The sequence below is a fragment of the Citrobacter sp. RHBSTW-00599 genome (genome assembly GCF_013784065.1).
Lineage (GTDB): Bacteria > Pseudomonadota > Gammaproteobacteria > Enterobacterales > Enterobacteriaceae > Citrobacter > Citrobacter braakii.
On the sequence record NZ_CP056717.1, the window covers coordinates 3,600,328 to 3,615,869 of the forward strand.

Consider the following 15,542-nt stretch of genomic DNA (forward strand, 5'->3'; position numbering starts at 1 on the left):
ATGGCCATTAAGAATGTAATTTGTGATATCGACGGCGTGCTGATGCACGACAATGTTGCCGTACCGGGTGCGGCAGAATTTCTGACTGGGATCCTGGAAAAAGGCCTGCCGTTAGTTTTGCTGACTAACTATCCTTCACAGACCGGGCAGGATTTGGCAAACCGCTTCGCCACCGCGGGTGTGAATGTCCCTGATAGCGTCTTTTATACTTCCGCCATGGCTACCGCTGATTTTCTTCGCCGCCAGGAAGGGAAAAAGGCCTACGTGGTAGGTGAAGGTGCGTTAATTCACGAGTTGTATAAAGCCGGGTTTACTATTACTGACGTGAACCCCGATTTTGTGATTGTTGGCGAGACGCGATCCTATAACTGGGACATGATGCATAAAGCAGCATATTTTGTGGCCAACGGTGCGCGTTTCATCGCCACAAACCCAGATACTCACGGACGCGGTTTTTATCCCGCCTGCGGTGCGCTGTGCGCCGGTATCGAAAAAATCTCTGGCCGCAAGCCATTTTATGTGGGCAAACCCAGCCCGTGGATTATTCGCGCGGCGCTCAACAAAATGCAGGCGCATTCGGAAGAGACCGTTATTGTGGGCGACAACCTGCGTACCGATATTCTGGCGGGCTTCCAGGCGGGTCTCGAAACCATCCTGGTATTGTCTGGCGTTTCGACGCTCGACGACATTGACAGCATGCCGTTTAGACCAAGCTGGATTTACCCGTCCGTTGCAGAAATTGATGTGATTTGATGCGTAAGCCGGATAAGACGCCCCCGCGTCATATCCGGCCAGAAGAAGTTCTTCCATTTAATAAAACCGCCATAAAATTATCGATTCATTAATAAACCCGTCTATTCTGTAATCTTTTTTCACCAATCCACAATGACCATTGCGTTTTTTATTTTCTGACCCGTAATTCACTTGCGCCCTCTCCAGCTTTGCGGCATTTTCTTTATCAAGCAAACATAAAAAGCATCACACAACAGGTTAACGGAGAAGGTTATGTGTTCTATTTTTGGCGTATTCGATATTAAAACTGACGCAGTTGAACTGCGTAAAAAAGCCCTGGAATTGTCTCGTCTGATACGCCATCGCGGCCCGGACTGGTCGGGTATTTACGCCAGTGATAACGCCATTCTGGCGCACGAACGTCTGTCCATCGTCGACGTCAACGCCGGTGCTCAGCCGCTGTACAACGTGAAGAAAACGCATATCCTGGCGGTTAACGGTGAAATTTATAACCATCAGGCGTTGCGCGCTGAATACGGCGATCGCTATAAGTTCCAGACCGGTTCCGACTGCGAAGTTATCCTTGCGCTGTATCAGGAAAAAGGCCCAGAGTTTCTGGATGACCTGCAAGGCATGTTTGCTTTTGCTCTGTACGACAGCGAGCAGGACGCTTATCTGATCGGTCGCGATCATATCGGGATCATCCCGCTGTATATGGGTTACGACGAGCACGGTAACTTCTACGTTGCGTCTGAAATGAAAGCTCTGGTTCCCGTGTGTCGCACGATCAAAGAATTCCCAGCCGGTAGCTATTTATGGAGTAAAGACGGCGAAATTCGTCAGTACTACCAGCGCGACTGGTTTGAATACGATGCGGTAAAAGACAACGTTACCGATAAAAACGAGTTGCGTCAGGCACTGGAAGATGCAGTGAAAAGCCACCTGATGTCAGATGTTCCTTATGGTGTATTGCTGTCCGGCGGTCTGGATTCATCCGTCATTTCCGCAATCACCAAAAAATACGCCGCGCGTCGTGTTGAAGATCAGGAGCGTAGCGAAGCCTGGTGGCCGCAGTTGCACTCCTTCGCCGTAGGCCTGGAAGGCGCTCCGGACCTGAAAGCCGCGCAAGAGGTGGCGAACCATCTGGGTACTGTACACCATGAGATCCACTTCACCGTGCAGGAAGGTTTGGATGCTATCCGCGACGTGATTTATCACATCGAAACTTACGATGTTACGACGATTCGCGCCTCGACCCCGATGTACTTAATGTCGCGTAAAATTAAAGCGATGGGCATTAAAATGGTGCTGTCGGGCGAAGGTTCTGACGAAGTATTTGGCGGCTATCTCTATTTCCACAAAGCACCAGATGCAAAAGAGCTGCACGAAGAGACCGTGCGTAAGCTGCAGGCGCTGCATATGTTCGACTGTGCCCGTGCCAACAAAGCTATGTCGGCCTGGGGAGTGGAAGCTCGCGTGCCCTTCCTGGATAAGAAATTCCTTGATGTGGCGATGCGCATCAACCCGCAGGACAAAATGTGCGGCAACGGCAAAATGGAAAAACATGTTCTGCGTGAATGTTTTGAATCCTACCTGCCAGCAAGCGTTGCATGGCGTCAGAAAGAGCAGTTCTCCGATGGTGTCGGTTACAGCTGGATTGATACCCTGAAAGAGGTGGCCGCTGAGCAAGTTTCTGACCAACAACTGGAAACCGCCAGCTTCCGTTTCCCTTACAACACGCCATCATCTAAAGAAGCGTATTTGTACCGTGAGATTTTCGAAGAGCTGTTCCCGGTTGCGAGCGCTGCGGAATGCGTGCCTGGCGGGCCGTCTGTTGCCTGTTCTTCTGCCAAAGCAATCGAATGGGATGAGGCGTTTAAAACCATGAACGATCCTTCTGGTCGTGCGGTTGGCGTACATCAGTCCGCTTATAAATAAGTTAATCCTTAGAAAAGGGCCCTGCAGGGCTCTTTTTTATGTCTATTTTCTGTGCAAAAAAACAATTAATAACTAATAATTGCCGAATATTGCGTCATGCTGTTCGCAACCTAACCAAACAGTCACATTCCAGCTATTTTCAATGAAAAAGGGGTTGACGCTTCAAGGCTCAATACGCATAATGCGCCCCGCAACGCCGATAAGGTTACGCGAAAAAAAAGATGGCTACGTAGCTCAGCTGGTTAGAGCACATCACTCATAATGATGGGGTCACAGGTTCGAATCCCGTCGTAGCCACCATCTTTTTTTGCGGGAGTGGCGAAATTGGTAGACGCACCAGATTTAGGTTCTGGCGCCGCAAGGTGTGCGAGTTCAAGTCTCGCCTCCCGCACCATTCACCCGTAAGCGTTGCACGGATGGGGTATCGCCAAGCGGTAAGGCACCGGTTTTTGATACCGGCATTCCCTGGTTCGAATCCAGGTACCCCAGCCATTTTTTCTTCGATGTAGCGGTTCACCGCAACGGTCATTGGGGTATCGCCAAGCGGTAAGGCACCGGTTTTTGATACCGGCATTCCCTGGTTCGAATCCAGGTACCCCAGCCATCGAAGAATATGATAATATCTGGCTACGTAGCTCAGCTGGTTAGAGCACATCACTCATAATGATGGGGTCACAGGTTCGAATCCCGTCGTAGCCACCATATTAAGGACGTATCGACTCGTTCGGTAAATCCAAAAAATTGTTGGGGTATCGCCAAGCGGTAAGGCTCTGGTTTCTGATACCAGCATTCCGAGGTTCGAATCCTCGTACCCCAGCCAATTTCAAAAAGCCGTCCATTCTGTGGATGCACCCGTTGGGGTATCGCCAAGCGGTAAGGCTCTGGTTTCTGATACCAGCATTCCGAGGTTCGAATCCTCGTACCCCAGCCATATTAAAAAAGCTCGCTTCGGCGAGCTTTTTGCTTTTCTGCATTTATTACCTGATGACGCTATGCTTACCAGGCCTACAACGTTCTCTGTAGGCCTGTCTGAATTACAATCCTAACGCGTACTTGAGTGCCTGGCGTTTCAACATACCGGCGCGCTCTGCGGCCATTAGCCCAAGATTACGCATGATACGCAGCGGCTGCAGGTTGTTGCTAAATCCTGCGTAGAAAAGATCCATGCCGCTTTGCATGATGAAATTGTCAGCCATGCGACGGTTCTGATAGCGCTTCAGCACCGGCTGACTTGCCCAGGACTCACCGTAGCTGCGCGCATTCACCAACACGTCAATCAGCGCATCCACATCACGGAACCCCAAATTAACGCCCTGCCCCGCCAGCGGATGAATGGTATGCGCGGCGTCACCCACCAGCGCCAGTCCTGGCTGCACATATTGCAGCGCGTGACGGCGCGTTAGCGGGAATGCCCCCGCTGCCACAGGCGTAACCTTACCGAGTCGCGATGGGAAATGTTTGGCGATCTCCGCCTGCAGTTGCGACATATTCAAACCTTGCAACTGACGGATACGCGCCGGTGAGTCGTACCACACCAGCGAGGCCCAGTTATCAAACAGCGGTAAAAATGCGCGCGGACCGTCAGGGGTGAATTGCTGCCAGGTGCTGTCTCCCGGCGAATTCTCGCATTGTACGGTTATCAACATACAGGACTGCGCATATTGCCAGGCATGGATACCAATCCCGGCCATTTTCCGCACCTGAGAATTTGCGCCATCGGCGCCGATGACCAGCTTCGCGCTGATTTTTTCGCCACCAGCCAGCTCAAGCTCATGCCGATCGTTATGTTGATGCAGAGAGATCAGCGACGCAGGCACGCGCAGCGTGACTTTGGGGTGAACGTCCAGAGCCTGCCAGAGCGCCTGTTGCAGGACCGTGTTTTCCACCATATAGCCCAGCAAGGGCAGCTTAAGCTCGGCGGCATCAAACATCACATGGGCATTTTCCCATTCCCACGTTTCCAGACGACGGTAAGGGTGGCTGCGCATCCCCTGAACCGTATCCCAGACGCCCAGCCCTTTTAGCAACGACACGGAGGCGGAGCTGATGGCCGAAATTCTGACATCTGGCTGTCCGTCAGCCACAAACGGCGCGGGAACGGCATGTTCAATGACCGTTACCGTAAATCCATGCTGCGCCAGTCCTAGCGCCAGCGCGCCGCCGACCATCCCCCCACCGACAATGGCAATTTCCGTTGGTTGATTTGTCATGGTCAATTATCCTGTTACATGTATTGTGTAAGTTTACAGGATTTTTTACCCCTTGAGGCTGACATCCGTCATACTGGTCACAACCGCGCCAAAGCAGTACACTATGCGCCCTGCATTTCAGCCACAATTTCGCAAGAGCAAGTCGATGACCAAAAAACTCCATATTAAAACCTGGGGCTGTCAGATGAACGAATACGATTCATCGAAGATGGCCGATCTGCTGGATGCCACCCATGGGTATCAACTGACCGACGTGGCCGAAGAAGCGGATGTGCTGCTGCTGAATACCTGCTCTATCCGTGAGAAGGCTCAGGAAAAAGTCTTCCATCAGTTGGGCCGCTGGAAGCTGTTAAAAGAGAAAAACCCCAAGCTGATCATCGGTGTCGGTGGCTGTGTTGCGTCTCAGGAAGGCGACCATATTCGCCAACGCGCGCACTATGTCGATATTATTTTTGGGCCGCAAACCCTGCATCGTCTGCCGGAAATGATTAACAAAGTGCGTGGAAGTACCACCCGTAGCCCGGTGGTTGATATCAGTTTCCCGGAGATCGAAAAATTCGACCGCCTACCGGAACCGCGTGCTGAAGGTCCAAGCGCTTTCGTGTCAATCATGGAAGGTTGTAATAAATATTGTACTTACTGCGTGGTGCCATACACCCGCGGTGAGGAAGTAAGCCGTCCGGCGGACGATATCCTGTTTGAAATCGCCCAGCTTGCGGCGCAAGGCGTGCGTGAAGTGAACCTGCTGGGACAAAACGTGAACGCCTGGCGCGGTGAGAACTACGACGGCACGATCGGATCTTTTGCCGATCTGCTGCGGCTGGTCGCGGCGATCGATGGCATTGACCGTATCCGCTTCACCACCAGCCATCCGATCGAATTCACCGATGATATCATTGAAGTGTATCGTGACACGCCAGAACTGGTGAGCTTCCTGCACCTGCCGGTACAGAGCGGTTCAGATCGCGTACTGAACCTGATGGGACGCACCCATACCGCGCTGGAATATAAAGCGATCATCCGCAAACTGCGCGCAGCGCGTCCGGATATCCAGATTAGCTCCGACTTCATCGTTGGCTTCCCAGGCGAAACCACGCAGGATTTCGAGCAGACCATGAAGTTGATTGCAGACGTCAATTTTGACATGAGCTACAGCTTTATCTTCTCTGCGCGTCCAGGCACCCCTGCCGCCGATATGGTTGACGACGTGCCGGAAGAAGAGAAAAAACAGCGCCTGTATATTCTGCAAGAGCGTATTAACCAGCAAGCTATGGCCTGGAGCCGTCGCATGGTCGGCACGACCCAGCGCATTCTGGTTGAAGGCACATCGCGTAAAAGCATCATGGAACTGTCTGGCCGTACCGAAAATAACCGAGTGGTGAACTTTGAAGGCAACCCGGAGATGGTCGGTAAGTTCGTGGATGTAGAAATTACCGATGTCTGGACGAACTCCCTGCGCGGTAAAGTGGTGCGCACCGAAGACGAAATGGGTCTGCGCATCGCTGAATCCCCTGAGTCGGTTATTGCGCGTACCCGCAAAGAAAACGATCTGGGCGTCGGTATTTATCAGCCTTAATCTTCAATGCCCGATGGCGCTACGCTTATCGGGCTTACTCTTCTGGGCTCGCTGCCCCGGCGGGCCTTGTAATCTACCTCATCATCCCCATATTTATCGCAATGCTTGCGCCTTTCCCCCATGGCGTGAATAATTTCCTTAGATGCCGGTAAATGTTCAGCGTCCGGCAAGACATGCAAAAGAGGAACAGTTTGAACATAGACACTCGTGAAATCACCCTTGAACCCGCAGACAATGCCCGCCTGTTGAGCCTTTGCGGCCCATTTGATGACAACATCAAGCAGCTGGAACGTCGCCTCGGCATCGAAATTAACCGCCGTGATAACCACTTTAAGCTGACCGGTCGCCCAATTTGCGTCACCGCGGCGGCAGATATTTTACGTAGCCTGTACGTCGATACTGCCCCAATGCGTGGTCAGACGCAGGACATTGAGCCTGAACAAATTCATCTGGCAATTAAAGAAGCGCGAGTGCTTGAGCAAAGCGCAGACAGCGTGCCGGAATTTGGCAAAGCGGTGAACATCAAAACCAAGCGCGGGGTAATTAAGCCGCGTACGCCGAACCAGGCACAATACATTGCGAATATCCTCGACCACGACATCACCTTTGGCGTTGGCCCTGCGGGTACAGGTAAAACGTATCTTGCGGTTGCCGCTGCGGTCGATGCGCTTGAGCGTCAGGAGATCCGTCGAATTCTGCTGACCCGCCCGGCAGTGGAAGCGGGCGAAAAACTCGGCTTCCTGCCGGGTGACCTCAGCCAGAAAGTCGATCCCTACTTACGACCGCTGTATGACGCACTGTTCGAAATGCTCGGGTTTGAGAAGGTCGAAAAGCTGATTGAGCGTAACGTCATTGAAGTTGCGCCGCTGGCCTACATGCGCGGTCGTACGTTAAACGATGCGTTCATCATTCTTGATGAGAGCCAGAACACCACCATCGAACAGATGAAAATGTTCCTGACCCGTATCGGCTTTAACTCCAAAGCGGTTATCACCGGCGATATCACCCAGATTGACCTGCCGCGAAGCACCAAATCCGGTCTGCGTCATGCCATTGAAGTGCTGGCTGAAGTCGACGAAATTAGTTTTAATTTCTTCCATAGCGAAGACGTGGTTCGCCACCCGGTGGTCGCTCGTATCGTCACGGCGTATGAAGCCTGGGAAGAAGCAGAACAGAAACGCAAAGCCGAGCTGGCTGCAGAACGCAAGCGCGAAGCTCAGGAGCAGGAACAAAAATGAGTCAGGTTATTCTCGATTTACAGCTGGCATGCGAAGACGAATCCGGTTTACCAACAGAAAGTCAGTTTCAGGGTTGGCTGGATGCGGTGATCCCACAGTTTCAGGAAGAGTCTGAAGTTACCATTCGTCTGGTCGATGACGCGGAAAGCCACGAGCTGAACCTGACCTATCGCGGGAAAGATAAATCAACCAACGTACTCTCTTTCCCGTTTGAAGCCCCGCCGGGCATTGAAATGCCGCTGCTGGGCGATTTGATCATCTGCCGTCAGGTAGTCGAGAAAGAAGCGCAGGAACAAGGCAAACCGCTTGAGGCCCACTGGGCGCATATGGTGGTGCACGGTAGCCTGCATTTACTCGGTTACGACCATATCGAAGACGATGAAGCGGAAGAGATGGAATCCCTCGAAACAGAGATTATGCTTGCTCTGGGCTATGAGGATCCGTACATTGCCGAGAAAGAATAAGCATTTCGAAATCTTGTAAGCCTGATAAGGCGCAGCCGCCATCAGGTATTGCGCCTTATCCGGCTTACCTGGTTTGAAGTACGATGAAGAGACATGCCGTCAACAGCTGAATATACGCATGACGAGCTTTGTATTAACTAACAAGAGAACCCATACGACGCCATGAGCGACGACAATTCACACAGTAGTGACACCTTAAACAGCAAAAAGGGATTTTTCTCCCTGTTACTGAGCCAACTTTTCCACGGTGAACCAAAAAACCGCGACGAACTGTTGGAGCTGATCCGTGATTCCGGGCAAAACGACCTTATCGATGAAGATACGCGCGATATGCTCGAAGGGGTGATGGATATTGCGGACCAACGCGTGCGCGACATCATGATCCCTCGCTCTCAGATGATTACCCTGAAACGCAACCAGACCCTGGACGAATGTCTCGATGTCATTATCGAGTCTGCCCACTCGCGTTTCCCGGTGATCAGCGAAGACAAAGATCACATTGAAGGGATTCTGATGGCCAAAGATCTGCTGCCGTTTATGCGCAGCGATGCCGAAGCCTTCAGCATGGAGAAAGTGTTACGCCAGGCGGTTGTCGTACCTGAAAGCAAGCGAGTTGACCGCATGCTGAAAGAGTTCCGCTCCCAGCGTTATCATATGGCTATCGTCATCGACGAATTCGGCGGTGTCTCAGGTCTGGTGACCATTGAGGACATCCTTGAACTGATCGTGGGTGAAATTGAAGATGAGTACGACGAAGAAGACGATATCGATTTCCGTCAGCTTAGTCGCCACACCTGGACCATTCGCGCTCTGGCGCCGATCGAAGACTTCAACGACGCTTTCGGTACCCATTTTAGCGACGAAGAAGTAGATACCATCGGCGGGCTGGTCATGCAGGCCTTTGGTCATCTGCCCGCGCGCGGGGAGACTATCGACATTGATGGTTACCAGTTCAAAGTGGCAATGGCCGACAGCCGTCGTATTATTCAGGTTCATGTCAGAATTCCGGACGACTCACCCCAGCCCAAACTGGACGAATAAACCCGAAACTGGATCTAAGACTACATGGCATTTGCCCCATTAATTGAACGCCAGCGCATTCGCCTGCTGCTGGCGTTATTATTCGGTGCCTGCGGGACGCTGGCTTTCTCTCCGTATGACATCTGGCCCGCTGCGATCGTTTCACTGATGGGCTTGCAGGCTCTTACCTTCAATCGCCGCCCGCTCCAGTCTGCCGCAATCGGCTACTTCTGGGGATTGGGGCTGTTTGGCTCCGGCATCAACTGGGTTTACGTCAGCATCGCGCAGTTTGGCGGTATGCCGGGCCCCATTAATGTGTTCCTCGTGGTTCTGCTTGCCGCATACCTTTCCCTCTACACCGGCCTGTTTGCCGGCGTGTTGGCGCGTCTGTGGCCGAAAACCACCTGGGTACGCGTGGCGATTGCCGCGCCGGTCGTCTGGCAAATAACCGAATTCCTGCGCGGCTGGGTACTGACCGGCTTCCCGTGGCTACAGTTCGGCTACAGTCAGATCGACGGTCCGTTAAAAGGGCTGGCTCCGGTGATGGGCGTTGAGGCGATTAACTTCCTGCTGATGGTGGTTAGTGGCCTGCTGGCGCTGGCGCTGGTGACGCGTAACTGGAAGCCGCTGATTGCCGCGCTAGTGCTCTTTGCTCTGCCCTTTCCGCTGCGCTATATCCAGTGGTACGCGCTTGAGCCGGAAAAAACCACTCAGGTTTCGATGGTGCAGGGTGACATTCCGCAGTCGCTCAAATGGGATGAAGGTCAGTTACTCAACACCCTGAAGATTTATCTCGACGCCACCCAGCCTGAGATGGGCAAATCACAGCTGATCATCTGGCCAGAATCCGCTATTCCGGACCTGGAAATTAATCAGCAGCGTTTTCTGGGCATGATGGATGACCTGCTGAGATCGAAAAACAGCACGCTGATTACCGGTATCGTTGACGCACGTCTGAACAAGCAGAATCGTTACGACACCTACAACACCATCATCACGCTGGGTAAAGACAGCCCGTACAGTTACGACTCCAGCAACCGCTACAACAAAAACCATCTGGTACCGTTTGGCGAGTTCGTCCCGCTGGAATCGATCCTGCGCCCGTTAGCGCCGTTCTTTGATCTGCCAATGTCGTCTTTCAGCCGTGGGCCTTATGTGCAGCCACAACTGCATGCGCACGGCTTTAAGCTGACGGCTGCCATCTGCTATGAAATCATTCTTGGCGAACAGGTACGGGATAATTTCCGCCCGGATACGGACTACCTGCTGACGATTTCCAACGATGCATGGTTTGGTAAATCCATCGGCCCGTGGCAGCACTTCCAGATGGCGCGTATGCGTTCCCTCGAGCTGGCGCGCCCTCTGCTGCGTAGCACCAACAACGGTATTACGGCGGTGATTGGTCCACAGGGTGAGATTCAGGCGATGATCCCGCAGTTTACCCGCCAGGTCCTGACCACCAGCGTGACGCCAACAACGGGCTTAACCCCTTATGCCCGTACCGGTAACTGGCCGCTCTGGCTGCTGACCGCGCTGTTTGGCTTTGGTGCAGTGGTAATGAACCTGCGCCAACGTCGTAAGTAACCTTCCTTTCCTGGCCGGATAACGTTTCGCTTATCCGGCCCACAAAACATTTCCCGCTCCCCATTCTGGCACGTCTATTGCTTTGTTCTACAAGACAAATGCAGTTTTGGCTGAATGTGCAACCTGGTCGCACCAACGTTGAGCGCCGGTAGCACCTGAAAAGTGCAACAAGATATTTTTGCCCCCAAATGGTGCGGCGCACCTCGCAAAAATAAACAATAAAACAGCAAATTCTTTACATTCATCCAAACTAAATGTTAACAAACATATACAAGACTGCACGTTTTAGTAGCAAACAATAACAACATCACAATGGGTATCAATGCGTCCCTGGCGCAGACGATAAAGGAGTTGGATATGCAATTACGTAAGCTCGCCACTGCCATGCTGGTCATGGGAATGTCCGCCGGTCTGGCGCACGCAGAAGACGCAGCACCAGCGGCAGGCAGCACGCTGGACAAGATCGCCAAAAACGGCGTGATTGTGGTCGGCCACCGTGAATCATCGGTACCGTTTTCTTACTACGATAACCAGCAAAAAGTGGTCGGTTATTCACAGGATTACTCCAACGCGATCGTTGAAGCCGTGAAGAAAAAGCTGAACAAGCCTGACCTGCAGGTGAAACTGATCCCGATTACTTCACAAAACCGTATCCCGCTGCTGCAAAACGGCACCTTCGACTTTGAATGTGGCTCCACCACCAACAACGTCGAGCGCCAAAAACAAGCGGCTTTCTCTGACACCATTTTCGTTGTTGGTACTCGTCTGCTGGCGAAAAAAGGCGGCGACGTCAAAGATTTCGCCGATCTGAAAGGTAAAGCCGTAGTCGTGACTTCGGGTACCACCTCAGAGGTGCTGCTGCACAAGCTGAATGAAGAACAAAAAATGGATATGCGCATCATCAGCGCGAAAGACCACGGTGACTCTTTCCGTACTCTGGAAAGCGGCCGCGCCGTTGCCTTTATGATGGATGACGCCCTGCTGGCTGGCGAGCGCGCGAAGGCGAAGAAACCAGACAACTGGGAGATCGTCGGCAAGCCACAGTCTCAGGAAGCTTACGGCTGCATGCTGCGTAAAGATGACCCTCAGTTCAAAAAGCTGATGGATGACACTATCGCCAAGGCGCAGACCTCAGGCGAAGCTGAGAAATGGTTTGATAAGTGGTTTAAAAATCCAATTCCACCGAAGAACCTGAACATGAATTTCGAACTGTCAGACGAGATGAAAGCCCTGTTCAAAGAACCGAATGATAAAGCGCTTAACTAATTAATTAGAAGAGTACACAAAACCTTTCAAGTTATATCGAGGCGGCAACTGAGCGAATTCCCGGGCGCTTACATGAGTAAGTAACCGGGATGAATAAAGGCAGCCAACAACGAGATATCTTGAAGGATGAAGTGTAATCAGGGAGGCTTCCCCTCCCTCTCGATTGCTACTCAGCACGGACAGACTATAAGCCTGATGGTCGTTCCCCATCAGGCCTGAAAACCGCAAAACGCTGAATAACAATCTTCGGGGGTAGCGCTGCTACCCTTTTTTTTCTGGAGTAGATTTATGTCTATAGACTGGAACTGGGGTATTTTTTTACAACAAGCCCCGTTCGGCAACACCACCTATCTCGGCTGGCTCTGGAGTGGTTTCCAGGTCACTGTCGCGTTATCTATCACCGCCTGGGTTATCGCTTTCCTCATCGGCTCTTTATTCGGCATCTTACGTACCGTACCAAATCGTTTCCTTTCCGGGATCGGAACGCTGTACGTCGAGCTGTTTCGTAACGTTCCGCTCATTGTCCAGTTTTTTACCTGGTATCTGGTCATTCCTGAACTGCTGCCGGAAAACATCGGGATGTGGTTTAAGTCAGAACTGGATCCCAACATTCAGTTCTTCCTCTCATCCATGCTTTGTCTGGGGCTGTTTACCGCTGCGCGCGTCTGCGAACAGGTTCGTGCCGCTATTCAGTCTCTGCCTCGCGGGCAGAAAAATGCCGCGCTGGCGATGGGGCTGACGTTGCCGCAGGCCTACCGCTATGTTCTGCTGCCAAACGCTTACCGCGTGATTGTTCCGCCAATGACCTCGGAGATGATGAACCTGGTAAAGAACTCCGCGATCGCCTCCACTATCGGCCTGGTCGATATGGCTGCGCAAGCGGGAAAACTACTGGATTACTCCGCCCACGCATGGGAATCGTTTACGGCCATCACTCTGGCCTACGTACTGATTAACGCCATCATCATGCTGGTGATGAATCTCGTCGAACGCAAAATCCGCCTGCCTGGCAATTTGGGAGGCAAATAATGTACGAATTTGACTGGAGTTCTATCGTCCCTTCCCTGCCGTATCTGCTGGATGGGCTGATCATCACGCTGAAAATCACCGTCACGGCAGTCGTCATTGGTATCGTCTGGGGGACCATCCTTGCGGTAATGCGTCTGTCCAGCTTCGCGCCAATTGCCTGGTTTGCGAAGGGCTACGTCAACGTATTCCGCTCCATTCCGCTGGTGATGGTGCTGCTGTGGTTCTACCTGATTGTGCCCGGCTTCCTGCAAAACGTGCTGGGTCTGTCGCCAAAAACCGATATTCGCCTGATCTCAGCGATGGTCGCATTTTCGATGTTTGAAGCCGCGTACTATTCCGAGATTATCCGCGCCGGTATCCAGAGTATTTCTCGCGGGCAGTCCAGTGCCGCGCTGGCGCTGGGGATGACCCATTGGCAGTCGATGAAGCTCATCATTCTGCCGCAGGCATTTCGCGCGATGGTGCCGCTGCTGCTTACCCAGGGCATCGTGCTCTTCCAGGATACCTCGCTGGTCTATGTATTGAGTCTGGCAGACTTCTTCCGTACCGCCTCCACCATTGGCGAGCGTGACGGCACGCAGGTTGAAATGATCCTGTTTGCTGGCGCCGTTTATTTTGTATTCAGTCTGAGCGCATCGTTGTTGGTCAGCTATTTGAAGAAAAGGACAGTTTAATGATTACCCTGAAAAATGTTTCTAAATGGTATGGTCACTTTCAGGTGCTGACCGACTGCTCCACGGAAGTGAAAAAAGGTGAAGTGGTGGTGGTCTGCGGCCCGTCAGGTTCAGGTAAATCAACGCTTATCAAAACGGTGAACGGGCTGGAGCCGGTACAACAGGGCGTCATCACCGTTGATGGTACCGTGGTGAATGATAAAAAGACCGATCTGGCCAAACTGCGCTCTCGCGTTGGCATGGTGTTCCAGCACTTTGAACTGTTCCCGCATCTGTCGATTATTGAGAACCTGACTCTGGCGCAGGTAAAAGTGCTTAAACGCGATAAAAAGCCGGCCCGCGACAAAGCGCAAAAGTTACTGGAACGCGTTGGTCTGTCAGCGCATGCCGAGAAGTTTCCAGCTCAGCTCTCCGGGGGCCAGCAACAGCGTGTCGCCATCGCCCGGGCGCTGTGCATGGATCCTATCGCCATGCTATTTGACGAACCGACGTCAGCGCTCGACCCAGAAATGATCAACGAAGTACTGGACGTCATGGTTGAACTGGCCAATGAAGGGATGACCATGATGGTGGTTACCCACGAAATGGGCTTTGCGCGTAAAGTGGCGAACCGGGTGATCTTCATGGATGAAGGGAAGATTGTTGAAGACTCACCGAAAGAAGAGTTCTTCGCTAATCCAAAATCAGACCGTGCCAAAGACTTCCTCGCGAAAATCCTGCACTAATTTTGCTGGCGCGCACCTCCATGTGCGCGCCACCTCACGATTTATCTCTTCACTTCTCGAAACAGGCACAGCCCAGCGTTAACCTTGTCACAAAGTCCCACTTACAAGGAGCAACAATGGCACTTCCTATCCTGTTTGATTGCGATCCAGGTCATGACGACGCTATCGCAATTGTTCTCGCCCTCGCTTCACCTGAACTGGATGTGAAAGCGATAACCTCCTCTGCCGGTAACCAGACCCCCGACAAAACGCTGCGTAACGTATTGCGTATGTTAACGTTGCTCAACCGCACGGATATCCCAGTGGCCGGTGGCGCAGTCAAACCGCTGATGCGCGACCTGATAATTGCCGATAACGTCCACGGTGAGAGCGGGCTTGATGGCCCAGCGCTGCCTGAACCCGCTTTTGCTCCACAGGACTGTACCGCCGTGGAATTGATGGCGAAAACCCTGCGTAACAGTCAGGAACCGGTGACGATTGTCTCCACCGGGCCGCAAACTAACGTGGCATTGCTACTGAATAGCCATCCTGAACTGCACACCAAAATTGCCCGTATCGTGATCATGGGTGGTGCAATGGGCCTCGGAAACTGGACGCCCGCCGCCGAGTTCAACATCTTCGTGGATCCAGAAGCCGCTGAGATCGTGTTCCAGTCGGGCATTCCGGTGGTGATGGCTGGACTGGATGTCACGCATAAAGCGCAAATACATCGTGAAGATACCGAACGGTTCCGCGCTATCGGCAATCCCATTTCGACAATCGTTGCTGAACTACTCGACTTCTTCTTTGAATATCACAAAGATGAAAAATGGGGATTCATTGGCGCGCCGCTGCACGATCCATGCACCATTGCCTGGCTGCTGAAACCTGAACTGTTTACCACCGTTGAACGCTGGGTTGGTGTGGAAACTCAGGGCAAATACACCCAGGGAATGACCGTGGTTGACTACTACTTCCTGAGCGGCAATAAGCCAAACGCCACCGTAATGGTGGACGTGGATCGCGAAGGTTTTGTCGATCTGCTGGCAGAACGGTTGAAGTTTTACGCCTAATGCGTAGGCCGGATAAGACGCAGCGCGTCGCATC

At 52.5% G+C, this 15,542-nt stretch carries 13 protein-coding genes and 7 tRNA genes; 19 read left to right on the forward strand and 1 reads right to left on the reverse strand.

The window, feature by feature from the left end:
* The 9 genes from nagD to HV243_RS17775 all read left to right on the forward strand — a co-directional run bounded on the left by nagD (position 1) and on the right by HV243_RS17775 (position 3,601).
* Positions 1–753, forward strand: coding sequence for a ribonucleotide monophosphatase NagD (gene nagD, locus HV243_RS17735; protein ID WP_005121413.1), 753 nt, complete (start codon positions 1–3; stop codon positions 751–753).
* 252 nt (positions 754–1,005) lie between these two features.
* Complete coding sequence (gene asnB / locus HV243_RS17740) at positions 1,006–2,670, forward strand: asparagine synthase B (protein ID WP_053388593.1); 1,665 nt, start codon at positions 1,006–1,008, stop codon at positions 2,668–2,670.
* A gap of 223 nt (positions 2,671–2,893) precedes the next feature.
* Positions 2,894–2,970, forward strand: a tRNA-Met gene (locus HV243_RS17745).
* A 9-nt stretch (positions 2,971–2,979) separates the two neighbouring features.
* Positions 2,980–3,064, forward strand: a tRNA-Leu gene (locus HV243_RS17750).
* Between the two features lie 23 nt (positions 3,065–3,087).
* A tRNA-Gln gene (locus tag HV243_RS17755) sits at positions 3,088–3,162 on the forward strand.
* Positions 3,163–3,199: 37 nt separating this feature from the next.
* A tRNA-Gln gene (locus HV243_RS17760) sits at positions 3,200–3,274 on the forward strand.
* A 21-nt stretch (positions 3,275–3,295) separates the two neighbouring features.
* A tRNA-Met gene (locus HV243_RS17765) sits at positions 3,296–3,372 on the forward strand.
* A gap of 43 nt (positions 3,373–3,415) precedes the next feature.
* A tRNA-Gln gene (locus tag HV243_RS17770) sits at positions 3,416–3,490 on the forward strand.
* Positions 3,491–3,526: 36 nt separating this feature from the next.
* Positions 3,527–3,601 (forward strand) — tRNA-Gln (locus HV243_RS17775).
* 103 nt (positions 3,602–3,704) lie between these two features.
* Here the strand turns inward: HV243_RS17775 and ubiF are convergent.
* Complete coding sequence (gene ubiF / locus HV243_RS17780) at positions 3,705–4,880, reverse strand: 3-demethoxyubiquinol 3-hydroxylase (protein WP_053388592.1); 1,176 nt, start codon at positions 4,878–4,880, stop codon at positions 3,705–3,707.
* A gap of 145 nt (positions 4,881–5,025) precedes the next feature.
* Here ubiF and miaB point away from each other — a divergent pair, with 145 nt between their 5' ends.
* The 10 genes from miaB to rihA all read left to right on the forward strand — a co-directional run bounded on the left by miaB (position 5,026) and on the right by rihA (position 15,508).
* Positions 5,026–6,456 carry a tRNA (N6-isopentenyl adenosine(37)-C2)-methylthiotransferase MiaB gene (miaB, locus tag HV243_RS17785; protein WP_016152245.1) on the forward strand — a complete coding sequence of 477 codons (1,431 nt, stop codon included), beginning with the start codon at positions 5,026–5,028 and terminating at the stop codon, positions 6,454–6,456.
* A 191-nt stretch (positions 6,457–6,647) separates the two neighbouring features.
* The gene (locus tag HV243_RS17790) at positions 6,648–7,694 is read left to right on the forward strand and encodes a PhoH family protein (protein WP_019076268.1); all 1,047 of its coding nucleotides are present in this window, start codon (positions 6,648–6,650) and stop codon (positions 7,692–7,694) included.
* Positions 7,691–8,158, forward strand: a complete 468-nt coding sequence (gene ybeY, locus HV243_RS17795) for an rRNA maturation RNase YbeY (RefSeq protein ID WP_003835559.1) — start codon at positions 7,691–7,693, stop codon at positions 8,156–8,158. The genes HV243_RS17790 and ybeY overlap by 4 nt, the downstream gene beginning before the upstream one ends.
* A 162-nt stretch (positions 8,159–8,320) precedes the next feature.
* Complete coding sequence (gene corC, locus HV243_RS17800; protein WP_005121418.1) at positions 8,321–9,199, forward strand: CNNM family magnesium/cobalt transport protein CorC; 879 nt, start codon at positions 8,321–8,323, stop codon at positions 9,197–9,199.
* 24 nt (positions 9,200–9,223) lie between these two features.
* On the forward strand, positions 9,224–10,762 hold the full coding sequence (gene lnt, locus HV243_RS17805; RefSeq protein WP_053388591.1) for an apolipoprotein N-acyltransferase: 1,539 nt from the start codon (positions 9,224–9,226) through the stop codon (positions 10,760–10,762).
* 357 nt (positions 10,763–11,119) lie between these two features.
* Positions 11,120–12,028, forward strand: coding sequence for a glutamate/aspartate ABC transporter substrate-binding protein GltI (gene gltI / locus HV243_RS17810; RefSeq protein ID WP_016152242.1), 909 nt, complete (start codon positions 11,120–11,122; stop codon positions 12,026–12,028).
* A 288-nt stretch (positions 12,029–12,316) separates the two neighbouring features.
* Positions 12,317–13,057 carry a glutamate/aspartate ABC transporter permease GltJ gene (gene gltJ, locus HV243_RS17815; RefSeq protein WP_053388590.1) on the forward strand — a complete coding sequence of 247 codons (741 nt, stop codon included), beginning with the start codon at positions 12,317–12,319 and terminating at the stop codon, positions 13,055–13,057.
* Positions 13,057–13,731 carry a glutamate/aspartate ABC transporter permease GltK gene (gene gltK, locus HV243_RS17820; protein WP_003022757.1) on the forward strand — a complete coding sequence of 225 codons (675 nt, stop codon included), beginning with the start codon at positions 13,057–13,059 and terminating at the stop codon, positions 13,729–13,731. The genes gltJ and gltK overlap by 1 nt, the downstream gene beginning before the upstream one ends.
* Entirely contained in the window at positions 13,731–14,456 is a 726-nt protein-coding gene (gltL, locus tag HV243_RS17825) for a glutamate/aspartate ABC transporter ATP-binding protein GltL (RefSeq protein ID WP_003022754.1), read from the forward strand. Before gltK ends, gltL begins: the two co-directional genes overlap by 1 nt.
* Before the next feature lie 116 nt (positions 14,457–14,572).
* On the forward strand, positions 14,573–15,508 hold the full coding sequence (gene rihA / locus HV243_RS17830; RefSeq protein WP_149330246.1) for a pyrimidine-specific ribonucleoside hydrolase RihA: 936 nt from the start codon (positions 14,573–14,575) through the stop codon (positions 15,506–15,508).
* Positions 15,509–15,542: the final 34 nt, after the last annotated feature.